Raw genomic sequence first — 1,406 nt, 5'->3', positions numbered from 1 at the left:
AACCTTCTCGCTCATCGGGCGCGCCTGCCACTCCGCCAAGCTGATCTGCCTCGACCGCTTCAAGTCCTCGTTGAACAAGTCGATTTGCGTCTGCGCAAAATCCTTGCCGTAGACATTGAGGCTGGCTTCGTCATTCAGCCGCAACGAGCGCTCGTCGAGATTGGTGGAACCGAAGCTCGCCCAGACGTCGTCGACGATCAGCAGTTTGGGGTGATACATCGTCGGCTGAAACTCATAGATGCGCACGCCCGCTTCGAGCAGTTGGCCCCAGAAATGGCGCGAGCCTTTTCGCACGATGGGCACATCGGTCAGCGAATTGGGAACGATGACGTCGACCGCCACGCCTCTCTTTCTGGCGTCCAGTATCTGCTGGACCGCGATTTCGTCCGGCACGAAATAGGCCATGCCGATGCGCAGGTGATCCTTGGCCGCGGCGATGGCAGCCAGCATCATCAGCTCCATGTCCTCGGAGCCGTTCGGTTGCGATGAAAGGATCAACTGGGCGCTTAGCGCACCTGCGGGTTCGGGTGGCGGATAGAACTTTTCTCCTTGCAACGTTTCGCCCACGGTCTCCAGCCAGTTCTCGGCGAAGGCCGCCTGGAAAGCGGCGACCGAAGGTCCCTGAATTTGGTAATGGGTGTCACGCCACTCGTTCGGATCGCGCGCATCGCCCAGCCAGTTGTCTGCGATACCGACCCCGCCGGTGAACGCGACCCGCCCGTCCACGATGAGCAGCTTCCGGTGCGTCCGGTTGTTCACTCGGTCAAGCGTGTACCAGTAGATGGGCCGGTACCGCTGGAAGCGCACCCCTGCACTCGTCATGATGTGGATCAGGTTCTCGTCGAAAGGCAAGCTACCGAGCCAGTCGACGAGCACTCGAACCTCGACGCCTTCCCGGGCTTTCGCGGCTAAGGCCGTGGCGAACGCGTAACCGACCGATCCCGACCAATAAATGTAGGTTTCCATGTCGATGCTGGTTTGAGCCGCGCCGATCGCTTGCAGCATCGCCGGAAAGATCTCGTCGCCATTGACGAGGGTTTGCACGGCGTTCTGCTCGAACATCTGCCCTTGCGAATAGCTGCTCATGCTTTGCACGAATTGCGGGTCCGCCGCGTCGAAACGATGCGGAACGATCGTGCGGATGACACGAGGCTCCGGGGTCAGGTTTATCGCGGCCAGAGTGACCAAGCCGGCCGCGATCGCAACGGCGACATATTTGAGGACGTCGGGCCAATAGCCGGCCTTGCGTCCGGCCACGACCGCCTTTTTGCGAGCCAGTGACGCTCTAAAGCCTAGAGACCTCACCTATTTCGTCCCCCGGGTCAGTTCTGGTGATTTTCAACAGCAAGAATGTTCGACCCTGGTTCAGGTTCCGGCCGGGCATGCAGCGAGTGCCGGACCTGCGC

1 protein-coding gene is annotated in these 1,406 nt (G+C 60.5%); it reads right to left on the bottom strand.

The genetic code is table 11. The annotated features are described in order from the left end of the window. The coding region (locus O7A05_RS33975; protein WP_337097774.1) for a phospholipase D-like domain-containing protein at positions 1-1,257 on the bottom strand (1,257 nt) is incomplete at its 3' end. Between the last annotated feature and the right edge of the window lie 149 nt (positions 1,258-1,406).

Source organism: Mesorhizobium argentiipisi (SeqCode) (assembly GCF_037179585.1).
Taxonomy (GTDB): Bacteria; Pseudomonadota; Alphaproteobacteria; order Rhizobiales; family Rhizobiaceae; genus Mesorhizobium; species Mesorhizobium argentiipisi.
Note: the sequence above shows the minus strand (reverse complement) of the source record. Positions and strands in the feature narration are given on the sequence as shown.